The following is a 16473-nucleotide window of genomic DNA, read 5'->3' as shown; positions in this document are numbered from 1 at the left end:
ACATGGCAGTAGAACAAGAATTACAAGCACTAAGGGTGCGGATTGATAGTTTAGATGAGAAAATTCTCGATTTAATCTCCGATCGTGCCCGCTGTGCACAAGAAGTAGCAAGAGTTAAAACTGCTAATCTTGCTGAGGGTGAGTCACCTGTATTTTATCGTCCAGAACGTGAAGCTTTTGTGCTTAAACATATTATGGAACGTAATAAAGGGCCTCTGAGTAATGAAGAGATGGCTCGTTTATTCCGTGAAATAATGTCTACCTGTCTAGCATTAGAGCAGCCATTAAGAGTGGCTTATTTAGGCCCAGAAGGAACGTTTACTCAAGCAGCAGCAATCAAACATTTTGGTAATGCTGTGGTAAGTAAACCAATGGCAGCTATTGATGAAGTGTTTAGAGAGGTAGCGGCTGGTGCGGTAAACTTTGGGGTGGTACCTGTCGAAAACTCCACCGAGGGTGCAGTAAGCCATACTTTAGATAGTTTTTTAGAACATGATTTAGTAATTTGTGGTGAGGTGGAGTTACGTATTCATCACCATTTATTAGTGGGTAAAAATACTAAACAAGATCGGATTACACGTATTTATTCTCATGCACAATCACTCGCGCAATGTCGCAAATGGTTAGATGCGCATTATCCTAATGTTGAGCGGGTGGCTGTTTCTAGTAATGCTGAAGCGGCTAAACGTGTCCAAAGTGAATGGAATAGTGCAGCTATTGCTGGTGATATGGCGGCTAGTTTATATGGTCTAACTATTTTAAATGAGAAAATAGAAGATCGTCCTGATAACTCAACCCGCTTCTTTATTATTGGCAATCAAGAAGTACCACCTACAGGTGATGACAAAACCTCTATAATTGTTTCTATCCATAATAAGCCAGGTATTTTGCACGAGTTATTAGAACCATTCCGTAAAAACAATATTGACTTGACCCGTATTGAAACGAGACCTGCGCGTAGTAGCAAATGGAGCTATGTATTTTTTATTGATTTTACAGGCCATCATCATGACCCATTGATTAAAGCTGTTTTAGAAGAAATGGGTAAAGGTAGTGTAGGCTTAAAGGTATTAGGCTCATACCCTCAAGCAGTTTTATAAGACATTAGGCGCTTATATTGTATAATGTAAGTGCCTGATTATTATTATAGAGGACTGTAAAATGGCTGTTACCCTGACTCAGCTAGTTCAATATCTTGATTACTATCTAAGTTGTGACCAAATCAAAGACTATTGTCCTAATGGTTTACAAGTAGAAGGTAAACCAGAAATAAATAAAATAATTACGGGTGTAACAGCAAGCCAAGCTTTAATTGATGCAGCTATTGAGCAGCAAGCAGATGCTATTATTGTCCATCATGGTTACTTTTGGCGTGGTGAAGAACCTACCATTGTGGGAATGAAACGTAATCGCATAAAAGTATTATTAGATAATAATGTAAGTTTATTAGCTTATCATTTACCTCTCGATGTGCATCCCATGTTGGGTAACAATGCACAATTAGCTAAAATACTAGGTATTACAATAGACACTACCTTAAATCCGAATGATCCTACTATCATAGGTTTACAAGGCCACTTGGCTATGCCTCAATCTGTGACAGAATTTGCTGGGCAAGTAGAGCAGGCATTAAATCGCAAGCCAATGGTGGTCGATAGTGGTAAACCAGTACAAAAAATAGGTTGGTGTACGGGCGGTGGGCAAGGTTATATTGATCAAGCAGCCGCTATGGGTGTTGATCTGTTTTTAACAGGTGAAGCCTCTGAACAAACTTTTCATAGTGCTGTAGAAAATGGTATTAGTTTTATTGCAGCAGGACATCATGCAACAGAGCGTTACGGTGTTAAAGCGTTAGGTGAACATATTGCTAGGCTTCATGATGTAGAACATCAGTTTATCAATATTGATAATCCTTTCTAGTTAATTTAAAAAGAAAGAAATGAAAAAAAGACTTATAGCATTATTTTTAATGTTAATTTTTAATTGCTATGGGGATGATGTTCTACGACCAAGCATAAATAATGAACCAATTAGACTTCCACATTCTACTAAGCAAGCAGTAGAAAAGAAAGAAATTATTATTTATGAAAGAGATTTAACTGATAAACAAAAACAAATGATTATTGAAGCACTAGATAATGAATTAAAAAAGAATCGTGAGAAATTTTCTATAATAGATGCTAAATTCGACTTTCCTCCGAGTATTGTTAAAAGTGATAAGCCAAAGGAGAGGGGGTTATATTGCGCGTTGGTTAATTTAAAAATTAATGATAGATATTATCATTATGAGCCTTTCTTGGTATTTATGGATCCTCAAAAGGACTACATAATTTCTTATTTAGATACAAGAGCTCTAGGAACAACCTATTATAGTAAAACTAGAACGATACTTTCTGAAATTATATTAGCTGAAAATCCAATAGCTATAATTTATGCATACAGTTTAGAGGGATACAGTATACCGAAGTGGAAAAAGCATTATAAAGATAAGAGAGAAGATATATATGAGAGCTGTGAGCAACGAGGTTATGATTTAAGGGAGCGAGCAAAAAGACTCTCAGCGAATAAATTAGTACAAAATATATATTCCATATTTGAATAAGTAAATAAGTTTTTATTCTCAAAGTAAAGCTTTAATCTATGATAGAGTGTTTACCATTTTCAATAAGTAAACAATCTATATAGATAAGGTTGTGAGAATCATGCTTGATAAATTAACTCACTTAAAGCAATTAGAAGCTGAGAGTATACATATTATTCGTGAAGTAGCAGCAGAGTTTGATAACCCTGTTATGCTCTATTCGATAGGTAAAGACTCAGCAGTAATGTTGCACTTAGCGCGTAAAGCGTTCTTTCCAGGTAAATTGCCTTTCCCAGTATTACACGTAGATACTCGCTGGAAGTTTCAGGAGATGTATCAGTTCCGTAGCCAAATGACTCAAGAAATGAATCTTGATTTACTTGTGCATATTAATCCTGATGGTGTTGCGCAAAATGTTAATCCCTTTACTCATGGTAGTGCGAAACACACTGATATTATGAAAACCCAAGGGCTAAAACAAGCTTTGGATAAATATGGCTTTGATGCTGCTTTTGGTGGTGCTCGTCGTGATGAAGAAAAATCACGTGCTAAAGAGCGTGTTTATTCCTTCCGTGATAGCAAACACCGTTGGGATCCTAAAAACCAACGTCCTGAATTATGGAATATCTATAACAGTAAAATTAATAAAGGTGAATCAATTCGCGTATTCCCTTTATCAAACTGGACAGAATTAGATATTTGGCAATATATCTATTTAGAGAAAATACCCATAGTTCCGCTTTATTTTGCTGCTGAACGTGATGTTATTGCGATGAACGGTACACTTATTATGATCGATGATGAGCGTATTCTTGAATATTTAACAGACGAACAAAAAGCGAGTATTACAAAGAAAATGGTACGTTTCCGTACCCTTGGTTGTTATCCATTGACAGGGGCTGTTGAATCCACAGCGACTACATTACCTGAGATTATTCAGGAAATGCTATTAACCAAAACGTCAGAGCGGCAAGGTCGTGTCATTGATCATGATGCTACAGGGTCGATGGAAGAGAAAAAACGGCAGGGGTATTTCTAAAATGTCACATCAATCAGAATTAATTAGCCAAGATATTTTGGCTTACTTAGCGCAACACGAACGTAAAGAATTACTGCGCTTTTTAACCTGCGGTAATGTGGATGATGGTAAAAGTACCTTAATTGGTCGTTTATTACATGACTCAAAAATGATCTATGAAGATCAGTTAGAAGCTATTACCAAAGATTCTAAAAAAGTAGGTACTACAGGTGATGATGTGGACTTGGCTTTATTAGTAGATGGTCTGCAAGCTGAACGTGAGCAAGGCATTACTATTGATGTGGCTTATCGCTATTTTAGTACTGCTAAACGTAAATTTATTATTGCCGACACCCCTGGTCATGAGCAATATACCCGTAATATGGCAACAGGTGCTTCTACCTGTGATTTAGCGATTATTCTTATTGATGCTAGACACGGTGTACAAACTCAAACAAGACGTCATAGCTTTATTGCCTCTTTACTAGGTATTAAACATATAGTGGTCGCCATTAATAAAATGGATTTAATGCATTTCGATCAGTCAGTGTTTGAAAAAATTAAAGCGGATTACTTAGAGTTTGCTAAGCAACTTAATGTTAATAGTGAAGCAATTTACTTTGTGCCTATGTCTGCTTTAAAAGGCGACAACGTAGTAAACCATAGTGAACATACACCTTGGTATGATGGTAAATCACTGATGGAAATTTTGGAGACAGTGGAAATTGCAGCAGATCGTAATTTAACCGACTTACGTTTTCCTGTACAGTATGTTAATCGTCCTAACTTAAACTTCCGAGGTTTTGCAGGGACATTAGCCAGTGGTATTGTGCGTAAAGGTGATGAGGTTTTAGTATTACCTTCTGGTAAGTCTAGTAGAGTTAAATCGATAGTAACCTTTGCAGGTGAATTAGAGCAGGCAATTCCTGGTGAGGCGATTACCTTAACCTTAGAAGATGAAATTGATATTTCTCGTGGTGATTTATTAGTTCATGCTGATTCCGTACCACAGGTTACGGATAGCTTTGAAGCAATGTTAGTGTGGATGGCTGAAGAGCCAATGAGGCCAGGTAAGAAGTACGATATTAAACGTGCTACTAGTTATATTCCAGGGACTATTGCCACCATAGAACATAGTATTGATGTAAATACTTTAGAACATAAAACAGCGAGCGAATTAAAACTTAATGAAATTGCTAAAGTAAAAGTAGCATTAGATGCACCTATAGCATTAGATGGCTATGAGCAAAATCGTACTACGGGTGCATTTATTATTGTTGACCGTTTAACTAATGGTACAGTGGGGGCTGGGATGATTATTGCTGCACCTACAGGCAGTGGTATTAATCGTCATGGTAATAATGCCCATGTGAGTGTGGCTGAGCGTGTGCAACGTTTTGGTCAAAAACCTGTTACTATTTTATTCTCTGGTCTATCTGGCGCAGGTAAAAGTACACTTGCCTATGGAGTAGAACGTCGCTTATTTGATCGTGGTCGTGCTGTTTATGTACTGGATGGTCAGAACCTACGTCGTGATTTAAATAAAGGCTTGCCACAAGACCGTGCAGGGCGTAGTGAAAACTGGTTACGCGCGGCTAATGTGGCGCGTCAATTTAATGAGGCAGGGTTAATTGCCTTAGCTGCTTTTGTTGCACCTGATACTGAAGGGCGAGAACAAGCAAAAGCAATTATTGGCAGTGATCGTTTAATCACCGTGTATGTAAAAGCTTCTTTAGAAGCTTGTAAGGAACGTGATCCACAAGGGCTTTATGCGGCAAGTGAAGATAATATTCCAGCTATTTCATTCCAATATGATGAACCTTTGGATGCTGATATTATTATTGATACACAAACTACTTCAATAGAGCAAGGGGTAGAGCAGATAATTAAAGTATTGTGGGAAAAAGATTTTATTTAGTTTTATTAAATAAAATATAGAATGGCTGTGTTAGGTTAATGTTTCTGTTAATCTAATATGGCCATTATTTTTTATAAAGAAGATTATTTTATTTAACAGAAATAGGTAATTGCAGAACCTCTACTTTTCATAGAGGTTTGTTATGAAATGAAAAGCTACTTAATTTTTTCACCAAAACATTGATTAAGTGCTGTAAGTAATCTTTGTTTTTCAGACTCTTCTAATATATTAAGAGCAATAACTATTTTCTTTTCTTGAGCATTTTGTTCACCATGTATTTTATAAAAAATAGTGATCTTTTTGGGCTCTTTAGTTACAGAAGTAATTTCACTAAATAGAATGTTAACTCTGCTTCTTGCAGGGGCAGGTTTTATAGCAATATAGTCTTTATCTATGATTACATAATGCATGTTATGAGTCATCATAGTGATAATAATAAATAATATACCGAAGCCAATAGGTGCTCCACTGGCACCTGTCATAGAGATAGCAAAAAAGCCTACGATAATAAGAAGGATAGCAATTCCAATATTTAGTCCAGTATATTTTTGAGCATAAAATACGTTGCTATCTTGAGTATCTTCTTGTGTTGTATTAGTCATTGATTATTATCCTGTTGATTAGCTATAGCTTGGCGTCGTTTTTCTAAATCAATTTGTGTAGGTTCTTTTATTCTTACTGCACCAAAAATAGCTACCATTCCAAGTGGAACAAAAATAGCACTTCCTATAATTACAAGTATAGAGCCAATTTTACGCTTACCTATTGCTGCCAAAATACCACCAATGAGTGATAGTAACCAAGAAGCTAATACAACTAGTGTAAAGCCTTCTGCACCAGAGCTAGGGCTTAATTCAGTAACATAATAATAAGTATAAAAAACACCTAGTAGATTTAAAGCAATACCAGTAAACATTAATCCCATTAAGAGAGCACCTTTTGTTACCATGAGAATAAGGAGGGCAATTATATAAATTAATACTTAAAATAGAATTAAATTTTTAATTAATTATTAAATTTAAAAATAACTATTTAATTTTCTTGATATCTATACCCCATACCATGTACTGTTCTTATAAGTTGTGGGTTATTCGCATCTAATTCAATAGCTTTTCTTAAGTGCGAAATATGCTGATCTAAAGTACGGCTATTGGGAATATGTTCATAACCCCATGCTGCATTAAATAACATATCTCTGGTTACTACTTGATTGCGATGAGCATAAAGGCATTCTAGAATTTTTATTTCTCTTAGTGATAACTCTAGCTTTTGTTCACCTCGCGTTGCGCAAAGTTCATTTGGATAAACAATCAAGTCACCAAAGGTAAAATGATTATCTGTTTTTTCTGTTGCATTACGTAAACAACGACGAGCAATAGTTTTTATTCTGGCTCTTATTTCGTGGATACCGAAGGGTTTACTAATATAATCATCTGCGCCTAGTTCTAAACCAACTACTCGATCAATTTCTTCATCTTTAGCTGATAAAAATATAATAGGGATATGCTCATTGTTTTTACGAATTTCCCGACATACCGAATAGCCATCTAGTTCTGGCATCATAATATCGAGAATAATAAAGTCTGGCTTTTCTAACTGATATTTTTCTAATGCAATTTTACCATTTTCAGCTGTAATCAGTGTATAGCCCTCACGTGCTAACGCTTTTTCTAAACCTTGGCGAATATTAAGATCATCTTCAGCAATAAGAATTTTCATTATTAATTACCTGTTCCTTGTGAGTTTGATAGTTGCCAAAGTCGTAAGGTAAAACATACCCCAGGGTTAGTATTAGTAATCAGAATTTCAGCTTTTAGGCTAGTAGCTAGTTGTTTGGCAATGGTTAGTCCAATACCTGTACCAGAAACACCTTCTGTAATGGTAGATTTAATACGATAGAAGGGTGTAAAAATAAGTTTATGTTCTTTATTGGCTATGCCGTTACCATAATCACGCACTTGAATATCAATATAATTAGTATGCGGTGTTAAATTTAGATCAACTTGCTTTCCCTGAGCTGCATATTTTTCAGCATTGCTAAGAAAATTACAGATAATTTGGGTAACACGATCAATATCAGAAGTAACCTTGATATTCTCAGGAATAGTTAGAACTAAACTTATTCCTTTACTAGTAAAAGAGGGTGAGAAAGTATGAGCGATTTGAATAAGTGTTTTACTTAGATTAAAAGTGGTTAAGTGTATTTTAGGCGTTTTAGTAAAACTAAGAATATTTTGTATTAAACGTGATAAACGTTGGCTCTCATTGATAATCACTTCAGTATAGGCTTGTTGATCTGTATTATCTTCTTCTTGTTCTTCTTTTAATAATTCTGCATAAAGGGTGATATTGGTTAGTGGTGTTTTTAATTCATGGGAAACTTGGCTAACAAAGTTAACTTGTTGCATCGCTTGGCGTGTTGTACGCATATATTCTCTATAGAGGTTAAACATAATAAAACCAATAGAGATAAGTAATAATAAGATAATTATCATACCCCATAAATAGATGGTTAGGGTGCTGGTAGGTTCTCCATAGTAACTAATCTGCCAATTAGTTAGGGGGTAGGCTAAGTTTTTATTAGCCAGTAGTTGTAAGTTTTTTATATCTGTAGTGCTTTGATAAAGTAGTCGATCATTTTCAGTGATTTTTAAACTACCATTGTCATAAGTAAGGTTTGCAGTATTGATTACATCGGCTAATAAGTTGACATAGGAAATGCAGAAACCAATAGTAATATTATCTTTACTAGACCAGTATATAAGTAAGGGCGTTTGATTACTGTAGTTAATATACCAACCTGCGTTAGGTCTAATTTTTTCGTTGGTAATACTTGGTGTATATAGTGAATTAGGGTCGTTAATAATAGGTGTAATAGCTGTTATTAGTTGTTGTTGCTTTTGGGGTAAATCAGTTTGTTGGTTAGGGTAAGTAAGCTGGTTATTTTGTAAAATAAAAATATTATCAACGTCTGTGTCATTATCAGTAAATTGTTTTAATGAGTAGTCATCAAGTTGTAGAAAGTTAGTAATTGCATCAAGACGAGTAGCTTTTTGATCAAGCTGGTTTCTAATAAATTTATCTGCTTCATTGGTACGGCTTTGGGCTATTTCTTCAGTTTGGTAGTGTTTTAATAGCGCTTGGTGTTCGATAGTACGAAAACCAAGATAACCTACTAACCCAAAAATTATTAAGCTAATAATTAGGAAAAAAGTATAACTTTTAGGTGTATTACTCATAGTCATCTCTAGCCCTTACCACTGATAGTTAGCCTATCAGTGGTATTATAATTTAATTACTTTTGTTGTTTCTGAATCTTATAACTAGATTCTTTAATAGCCTTACGTGATGATGCTTTGCTTTCCGTGCTTACTCTATTGAATAGTTGTTTATTGGCCTCTGCGCTTTGATCAGCTTTCATTCTTGCTGCTGGTGCAGAAACAGGCAAAGCTTCCATTTGTGTAGCATTGTTTTTTAAGACAATTTTAGCTTCTTCCACTCTACCTTGATCCATTAATTGAATAGCACGTTCATTTTCTATAGCTGCTTTTTGGATAGCTGAATCAACAACAATTTCATCTACTTGAGCCTGTTTTACTACATCAGCAGATTTGCTATAGCGAACAGCTATTTTTTCATCATAATTTTCATGTTTTTTACTACTAAGGTTATTATAAGAAACCTGTACTTCTGCTAAGTCTTTTTGTTGTTCTGCTGAACCTTTAGCAGGAACAACTTCAAGTAATACATATTTTTCTTGGTTAGAGTAAAGTTGATTTAGTTTTACAGTAATAGTGTTACCTGTGATTTCACCATCTCTACCTAATAGACGAACAGGTTTAACACCATCAGCAGTTTTAATAATAACTTCTACATCTTGTGCAACTACTGACATAACATCTTTAAATTCTTTGGTGAAGATTTTTTCTAAATCAGCTGTATGGGCTACGAAAGTATGGTTACCATCACTAAAACCTGCAATGGCTGTCATTAAATCTTCATTATAACCTTCACCTATGCCTATAGTACTAATGGTAATCCCTTTTTTAGCAGCAGTTCTGGCTAAATCAGAAAGTTCTTTGATAGAGGTAGGGCCAACATTAGCTTGTCCATCAGATAATAAAATAATACGGTTAATCTGTTCTTTATCAAGGTGTTTATTAACTTGGTTGATACCTTTGCTAACACCAGCAAATAGGGCAGTCATACCGCGAGGATTAATATTTTGCTTAATTTTAGCAATTAATTTTTCTTTATCTTTTACTTTAGTGGCTGGAATGATAACTTCAGCAGAACTATCGTAGGTAATAACAGATAATGTATCTTCGCTACTAAGCATATTAACTGTCATAATTGCAGCATCTCTAGCTTTCTCAATACGATCACCACTCATTGAGGTAGAGCGATCAATAACTAATGCTAGATTAATAGGGCTGCGTTTTTTTACATCTAGTGGGAAACCGGTTAAGGAGATTTTGAGATAGTTTTTATCTTGAGCATTTTCTAATACGACAGGCGAAGCCAGCTCAGATTTAATAATAATTTTAGGTGCAGCATTGGCATTCACTATTGTCATCAATGACAATACTGGGATAGCAAGTAGTGAAAATAGTGTTCGTTTCATGATGGTACTCCTGTGTGTAATGATAGTACCATTATCTAGTTTATATTTTAATGAGTTGTCTATTATCTGTATAAGATTGTAAAAGAATTGTAAAAATAATGAAGCTGATATGAGTGAAATGATTTATTAGAGTGTTAACTGAAGAAGTAAGCTTCCCTGCTTTTACTTGTGGGGTTCCCAAATAACTTCATCAGTACATCCTTGTAATACCATGCTTTCCATAAGTGTAATGAATGTACATGAATAGGAAACATTCTATTTACAGGAAATATCATATGATAATTAAATTAATTAAAGCTTAATTTATGAGTATTTATAGTGGATTAAAAAGGAAGAAGAGAAGCAGGATGAGGGGATAAATAAAATTAGAGGCCGCTTATTTTACGGCCTCTATAATAAGAAAACTAGAAAATGCCTCTAGGTAACATATAATGCATATTATCTTGTAACTCTGGGTCAGGCTGACCATTGCTGTAGAATTGGCCTTGTTTGTATTCAAACTTACCAGAGAATTTACCATTATTTAAAATAAAACGGTTTTTCTCAGTAATACCCATAATAAATTCATCTTTACTCATAGGTAGTTGATCTTTATTGACGGCTTCATCTAATAAACTTTCAGAGAAGCTCGGTGCAACAGTAATTTCTAGGCGATTCATGCCATTCATTAGTAGGCTCATCATGTCAGTTGCCGTATCAGCTGTTGCTAGTTTAGCTTCTGCATTAATATTCGCATCACCTTGTTTACTAGTAACTAGCGCATGCGCTGTAATGCTTGGTGTACCTTGTAATACAGCGATAGCAAAAGTTTCTCCTAAACGCATTACTTCAGTATCTGTGGGTGTTTTACCTTGTTGTTGAATATCATCTATTTTCTTCATGAACTCAACGAAAGGCTTCTTAGGAATACCATTAAAACCGATACCAAACTCTACTAGATCACTATCTGCTGTAGCAATACCTAGCTCTTGAGGCACTATAATATTAGTGAATTTTAAGGTAGTGTTATAACCTAGATTAGTTTTGTCATCAGTAGAAACCGCATTGAGCGCAATTTTAGAGCTATATGTTCCTTGTGGAGATTGTACAAATAATTTTTCAATATTAAATGTAGCATCTCCAGTCCAGTTAATAGCTTCAAATTTGTTTTTATCGCTACTATAAGCACTATCACCTTTTATGGTAAAGCCAAGTATCTCAATAGATTTATCAGTATTTGTAAGTGAGAATTTTGGTATGTTAACATCTGTGATTAAACGATCTCCATTGAGATTAAAGCTACCTGTCATCCCTCCCCAATTAATGGTGGTTGAAGGGTCGGTTGGGGCTGGCTTATTGTTAATTTCAGCAGAGTAAAGTTCGATAGATTTGTAACCAGAGAAACCTACATTAGTAGTGATTAATAAAGGTTGTTTATTATCAAATAAACTGTCAACAACTTGTTTTTGCTGGTCATTAAATACAATGTTAGTTTGTATTTTTCCTAAGCCAAAATAACTAAAAGGGCCATGTATAATTTTATGCTCTAGTGGAATTTGTTGGCGGTCAATTGTTAATACTGTTTTTGCAGTAGATGAGAACCAACCTTTTGAGTATTCGGTTTTTTCTAATGTTAAACTAGGATCCATTTGTTTTAAAGCAACTTGAAACTCTTTTAGTTGATTATCAAATTTGCTTTCGATGGCGCTTCCACAAAAATATGGGCTAGCAGCACCTACTAAAACAACAATCCCCCCAATAATAATACCCTTATTCAAAGTATATACTCCTATATATTAAAATTATCTAAATTCACGTGAATATTTTTGTAAAAAAGTTGGGTCAAGCTCGCCATTTACGTAGAAGCTATTGTCTTTAAATTCCACTTCTACAGAGTATTGACCATTGCTATCAATAATGGGATAACGTTGTTTAGCTTCATGTTTTAAATCAACTAACTGTTCTTCATCAAGTTCAACTTGTTGTGCTACGGCATCAATAAGTGATTCAGCAGCATTTACTGAGAGCTTAGCGTTTATTCGTGGTAAGGCTCCCATAGCAAGCTGTTGAATATTGGTAGTGCTGGTATCTGGCTTAATTAAAGAAGCTTTAAAATTAACATTAGCATCACCCTTATTGCCTTGTAATTTAAAGTCAACAATTACGTCGGGTGTACTTTGTAAAGTAGCAACAGCAAGATTTTGTCCAGAAGTCATCAATTTATTTTCATATTGCTGCATAATTGCATAACTATCACCAGAGCTGTATTTATCAAATCCTTTATTAAAACTTGACATAAAACTGTGTTTGATAAAATCAATATAGTTCGCAAAAGCAATAGAGAGTTGCTCTTTTGGTAAACCATTAATTTGATAGCTTAATTCGCCACCATTAATAAAGTTACCATACCTAGGAAATTGAATATTGATATTGGAGGCTCTGTAAAGTTCACGATATCCTATTTTGTTGTCATTATCAGTTAATTGTTGTTCTTGATGGTAATCAAGTGCAACTTGAGTGGCTTTTTCAGGGTAGTTAAATTTAATATTCTTTGCTGATGCAGCTGCATTAGAATTCCAGTCCGCTTCCTTTAGATTATTTCTTAAAATCCAGAATGGATCGTTAACTACACTATTCATGCTGATATTATCAGTAGAAAATGAAATAAGGTCAGCTTTGGCTATAACGTTTTCAATTACAAAGTTACCAGTGTAATTATTACTGTCAGTTTTCATCTGACTAGTAATATTATTGATTTGAATATTTACAGGTTGGCTGTCATTTAAAAGATCAAAGGTGATTTTGCCAATGCTTGCATCGCTATCCATTTTGAAGTTTTTAGCTAATACAAAGTTTAACTCATTATCAAATAAGCGATCACCTTTACTTTGACTCTTAATATTTTCAATTGAGAGAGTACCATTACCCTCTTTGAAAACAAATTTAGGCATTGAAAAAGTAGAGCTTACAGTGTTTTTGGTGATATCAGAAGATAATTCTAGCCCTTGCCAAACAATTTTTACTTTAGGATTATTTGGCAATTCTTTTTCACCAAAAGCGGGTGATTGGATATTCAAATGAGTAGTACCAGAGAAACCTAATTTAGTAGTAATTGAATAAGGTTTTTTACCATCAAATAATGTGGCTAATTCCTTTTCTGCTTTTTCTGGTATATTAAATGTGCTATCCACTTGAGCAACACCAAACGTGCAGTATGGGCCATGCACAATATGATGGTTCATTACCACATCGCCAATAGTTGTTTTAGCAGATGAACTAAACCAGCCAGCATGATACTCTAGTTTAATAAGGTCTTTTTGGTGAAAAACTTTTTCTAGCTTACTGTTTATAAGCGCTACTTTATTCTCAAAGTGGTTTTCTATTAACTTCCCTGTAATAAAGGGCGCTACAACTATTGCAGCAATAATAACTAGTACAACAACAATCTTTTTCATGTCATATCGTCCTTTTGATCGTAATAAGCTAAATCCAGCTTAGAGGCTGGATTTAGACATACCTTATACTATAGCACAGAGTATTTTTATTGTTTAAGACTTTATAAACGATCCCTGTACATATTAAGCTTTAATTAATCTTTGGCTTTAAATCACCTTTTGCATAGCGTTCAGCCATCACTTCTAGAGACACAGGTTTAATTTTTGAGCCATTTCCTGCTGAACCAAAAGCTTCATAACGAGCTATACAAATATCACGCATGGCTTCTATCGTTTTGGCAAAATATTTACGTGGGTCGAACTCACTAGGGTTTTGTGCTAAGAAACGACGTATTGCTCCTGTTGATGCTAAACGTAGGTCTGTATCAATGTTAACTTTGCGCACACCATATTTAATGCCTTCAACAATTTCTTCGACTGGTACACCATAAGTTTCAGGAATTTCTCCACCAAACTCATTAATCACTTTCAACCATTCTTGTGGTACAGAACTAGAACCATGCATAACTAAATGAGTATCAGGGATGCGCGCATGAATTTCTTTAATTCGTGCAATAGATAAAGTATCACCTGTAGGTGGTTTAGTGAATTTATAAGCACCATGGCTTGTACCAATAGCAATAGCTAAAGCATCTACTTCAGTAGCTTTTACAAATTGAGCTGCTTCTTCTGGATCTGTGAGTAATTGGCTATGGTCTAAAACACCTTCAGCACCAATACCATCTTCTTCGCCAGCCATTCCTGTTTCTAAGCTACCTAAGCAACCAAGTTCACCTTCCACTGAAACACCACAAGCGTGAGCCATATAAACAGTTTGTTGAGTTACGCGAACATTGTAATCATAGTCTGTTGGGGTTTTGCCATCTTCACCTAATGAGCCATCCATCATGACGGATGAGAAGCCTAATTGGATGGAGCGTTGGCAAACAGCAGGGCTAGTTCCATGGTCTTGATGCATCACGACAGGAATATGTGGAAACTCTTCTACAGCAGCTAAAATGAGGTGACGTAAAAAAGGAGCACCTGCATATTTCCTAGCACCTGCTGAAGCTTGAACAATTACTGGAGAATCCGTCTTGTCTGCAGCTTCCATAATGGCACGCATTTGTTCAAGGTTATTTACATTAAAAGCAGGAATGCCATAGCCATATTCTGCTGCGTGGTCTAGCATTTGTCTCATACTAATTAATGCCATCTTTAAAGTATCTCCTACATTTGAATTCTATTATTTAGTAATTGGTCTTACCTTACATACAGTTTTGACCAATTATTTCATCGTTAGTAGCCCAAAATATTACGCCAGTTTGATTTTTAACTCTAAAGGCAAGTTCGCCATTGGAGTAAAGTGTGCCAATATCTGTGGTATATATTTTATTTAAAATATAAAGTTTTTGACCATTGTCTAAACGTAATTGAATTTTGTTGGCTGATAAATCTTCTGCTTTCCATTCAACAATAGCCCCTGTATCGCAGGTCCATTGATAGTTAGGTATGCCAACAGGTACAGATGCTGTTTCATCATGGGTACAGCTAAGTAAAAATATTACACTTATTACTAAGCTGATTAACTGTAAAATTTTCATCTATTGTTCTCAACGATTAGTATGATTCATTAATAGAGATCATTTGTTAAGTCGAAGTAGTTTTAATCATAAAACTACTTTTTTACCATTAAATAACAAAACAGTACTATTACCTATACGCTTTTCGTATATTACAAGTTCTTGGCTCGTTGTTCTAAGACAGCTACCGCTGGCAATACTTTACCTTCTACAAACTCCAAGAAAGCCCCGCCACCTGTTGAAATATAAGATATTTGTCTTATTACACCAAATTTATCAATAGCAGCTAATGTATCACCACCACCTGCAATGGAGAAAGCATTACCAGTAGCAATTGCTTTGGCTAGTGTTTCTGTACCTTTGGCAAATTGATCAAACTCAAATACACCGACAGGGCCATTCCATAAGATAGTTTTACAAGTATTTAATAGCTGTGCAAAATGTGCTGCTGTTTTGGGGCCAATATCTAAAATCATATCATCATCAGCCACATCATTAATGTTTTTAACAGTTGCTTCTGCATCAGCAGCAAAGGCTTTTGCTACCACCACATCAGAGGGTAATGGTACACTGACTTGTTGCGCTATTTGCTTTGCAGTATCTATTAGTTCAGGTTCATAAAGTGATTTGCCTACACGATAACCAGCAGCAGCTAAGAAAGTATTAGCGATACCACCACCTACAATTAATTGATCACAAATCTTGGCTAAAGAATTGAGTACATCTAATTTAGTAGAAACTTTAGAACCTGCCACAATAGCAGCCATTGGTTTTGCCGGATTAGATAATGCTTTAGCAAGTGCCTCTAGTTCAGCACTTAATAAAGGCCCTGCTGCTGCAACTTTAGCAAATTTTGCAACGCCATGGGTAGATGCCTGTGCACGGTGAGCTGTACCAAATGCATCCATTACAAAAACATCACAAAGGCTAGCATATTTTTGTGCTAACTCATCGTTGTCTTTCTTTTCACCCTTGTTAAAGCGTACATTTTCCAATAAAACAACTTTACCAGGTTCAATTGTAATAGGGTTCTCTAAATAGTCTTTAATTAATGGCACAGATTGCTTTAAAGCGATACTTAAGTAATTTGCAACAGGGGCAAGGCTATTTTCTTCAGAGAATACGCCTTCCTCTGGTCGACCTAAGTGAGAGCATACGATGACAGCCGCACCTTGTTTTAATGCTTGTTTAATGGTTGGTAATGAGGCTACTAATCTAGCATCACTCGTAATGATGCCGTTTTTAACAGGAACATTAAGATCTTCACGAATAAGTACTCGTTTACCCGCTAAATCAAGATCTTCCATTTTTAAAACATGCATAGTGTTTAACCTTT

15 protein-coding genes are annotated in these 16473 nt (G+C 35.2%); 5 read left to right on the top strand and 10 right to left on the bottom strand.

Annotated elements, in window-relative coordinates:
- Positions 1 to 2 precede the first annotated feature (2 nt).
- The 5 genes from pheA to cysN all read left to right on the top strand — a co-directional run bounded on the left by pheA (position 3) and on the right by cysN (position 5517).
- The gene (gene pheA / locus ACQVD9_RS15500; protein ID WP_264746826.1) at positions 3 to 1100 is read left to right on the top strand and encodes a prephenate dehydratase; all 1098 of its coding nucleotides are present in this window, start codon (positions 3 to 5) and stop codon (positions 1098 to 1100) included.
- Positions 1101 to 1161: 61 nt separating this feature from the next.
- Positions 1162 to 1920: a Nif3-like dinuclear metal center hexameric protein gene (locus ACQVD9_RS15495; RefSeq protein WP_264746825.1), complete on the top strand. Its 759-nt coding sequence runs from the start codon at positions 1162 to 1164 to the stop codon at positions 1918 to 1920.
- Positions 1921 to 1939: 19 nt separating this feature from the next.
- Positions 1940 to 2602: a hypothetical protein gene (locus ACQVD9_RS15490; protein ID WP_264746824.1), complete on the top strand. Its 663-nt coding sequence runs from the start codon at positions 1940 to 1942 to the stop codon at positions 2600 to 2602.
- Positions 2603 to 2702: 100 nt separating this feature from the next.
- Positions 2703 to 3620 carry a sulfate adenylyltransferase subunit CysD gene (cysD, locus tag ACQVD9_RS15485; protein ID WP_264746823.1) on the top strand — a complete coding sequence of 306 codons (918 nt, stop codon included), beginning with the start codon at positions 2703 to 2705 and terminating at the stop codon, positions 3618 to 3620.
- A gap of 1 nt (position 3621) precedes the next feature.
- Complete coding sequence (gene cysN, locus ACQVD9_RS15480; protein ID WP_264746822.1) at positions 3622 to 5517, top strand: sulfate adenylyltransferase subunit CysN; 1896 nt, start codon at positions 3622 to 3624, stop codon at positions 5515 to 5517.
- 155 nt (positions 5518 to 5672) lie between these two features.
- Here cysN and ACQVD9_RS15475 read toward each other — a convergent pair whose 3' ends face one another.
- The 10 genes from ACQVD9_RS15475 to ACQVD9_RS15430 all read right to left on the bottom strand — a co-directional run bounded on the left by ACQVD9_RS15475 (position 5673) and on the right by ACQVD9_RS15430 (position 16459).
- On the bottom strand, positions 5673 to 6119 hold the full coding sequence (locus ACQVD9_RS15475; protein ID WP_264746821.1) for a hypothetical protein: 447 nt from the start codon (positions 6117 to 6119) through the stop codon (positions 5673 to 5675).
- Entirely contained in the window at positions 6116 to 6442 is a 327-nt protein-coding gene (locus ACQVD9_RS15470; RefSeq protein ID WP_264746820.1) for a hypothetical protein, read from the bottom strand. Before ACQVD9_RS15470 ends, ACQVD9_RS15475 begins: the two co-directional genes overlap by 4 nt.
- Positions 6443 to 6549: 107 nt before the next feature.
- Positions 6550 to 7236 carry a response regulator transcription factor gene (locus tag ACQVD9_RS15465; RefSeq protein WP_264746819.1) on the bottom strand — a complete coding sequence of 229 codons (687 nt, stop codon included), beginning with the start codon at positions 7234 to 7236 and terminating at the stop codon, positions 6550 to 6552.
- Between the two features lie 2 nt (positions 7237 to 7238).
- The gene (locus ACQVD9_RS15460; protein ID WP_264746818.1) at positions 7239 to 8756 is read right to left on the bottom strand and encodes a sensor histidine kinase; all 1518 of its coding nucleotides are present in this window, start codon (positions 8754 to 8756) and stop codon (positions 7239 to 7241) included.
- A 56-nt stretch (positions 8757 to 8812) separates the two neighbouring features.
- Positions 8813 to 10141 (bottom strand): vWA domain-containing protein, encoded by a 1329-nt coding sequence (locus ACQVD9_RS15455; RefSeq protein WP_264746817.1) that lies wholly within the window; start codon positions 10139 to 10141, stop codon positions 8813 to 8815.
- 404 nt (positions 10142 to 10545) lie between these two features.
- Positions 10546 to 11898, bottom strand: coding sequence for a YdgA family protein (locus ACQVD9_RS15450; RefSeq protein ID WP_264746816.1), 1353 nt, complete (start codon positions 11896 to 11898; stop codon positions 10546 to 10548).
- 24 nt (positions 11899 to 11922) lie between these two features.
- Positions 11923 to 13575 carry a YdgA family protein gene (locus ACQVD9_RS15445; RefSeq protein WP_264746815.1) on the bottom strand — a complete coding sequence of 551 codons (1653 nt, stop codon included), beginning with the start codon at positions 13573 to 13575 and terminating at the stop codon, positions 11923 to 11925.
- Between the two features lie 130 nt (positions 13576 to 13705).
- Complete coding sequence (fba, locus tag ACQVD9_RS15440; RefSeq protein ID WP_264746814.1) at positions 13706 to 14770, bottom strand: class II fructose-bisphosphate aldolase; 1065 nt, start codon at positions 14768 to 14770, stop codon at positions 13706 to 13708.
- A gap of 52 nt (positions 14771 to 14822) precedes the next feature.
- Positions 14823 to 15158: a hypothetical protein gene (locus ACQVD9_RS15435; RefSeq protein ID WP_264746813.1), complete on the bottom strand. Its 336-nt coding sequence runs from the start codon at positions 15156 to 15158 to the stop codon at positions 14823 to 14825.
- A 131-nt stretch (positions 15159 to 15289) separates the two neighbouring features.
- Positions 15290 to 16459 (bottom strand): phosphoglycerate kinase, encoded by a 1170-nt coding sequence (locus ACQVD9_RS15430; RefSeq protein ID WP_264746812.1) that lies wholly within the window; start codon positions 16457 to 16459, stop codon positions 15290 to 15292.
- Between the last annotated feature and the right edge of the window lie 14 nt (positions 16460 to 16473).

It is taken from the genome of Entomomonas sp. E7T21, from assembly GCF_058693955.1.
This window is presented reverse-complemented; position numbering and strand designations above follow the sequence as displayed.